Genomic DNA, 410 nt, shown 5'->3' on the forward strand with positions numbered 1-410 from the left:
GTTTTGGCTGTCGCCGGTTTGCTTGAAGTCAAAGCCGTCGCCTTGGGCCACCGAGCGGTAATCGCTCTGGTTGTAGCTGTAACTGAAGTTCCACCACCCCCACGGCACGTTGTAGTAGAGCATCGCGTTTTTTGAGGTTTTCTGGTGATCGCTGATGGCGTCGTGGCCGCCGCGCAGAATCAACTGGTCGGCCAGGCCCAATGGGCTGTCCCATTCAAAGCCTGTGCCCCACTGCTGCTCTCCGGTACTTTTCTGGCCATCGTTGTTGCGTGACAAACTGGCACGCCACGGCTTTTGCGGCGTGTTTTTTACCAAGACGCTACTGCCGCCCACTGCGTCGCCGGGCGCCAGTTCCATTTGCGCCTGGTTGGACGCAAGACGGTTGAGTTGATCAATGGCTTGTTCAACTT

General features: G+C 57.3%; 1 protein-coding gene. It reads right to left on the minus strand.

Features of this window, described 5'->3' with window-relative positions:
- A partial coding sequence (locus GSF22_RS34245; protein ID WP_244454638.1) for a ShlB/FhaC/HecB family hemolysin secretion/activation protein occupies window positions 1-410 on the minus strand: 410 nt, incomplete at both ends.

This window comes from Micromonospora echinofusca (genome assembly GCF_017614955.1).
In the GTDB taxonomy this organism is placed as follows: domain Bacteria; phylum Actinomycetota; class Actinomycetes; order Mycobacteriales; family Micromonosporaceae; genus Micromonospora; species Micromonospora echinofusca_A.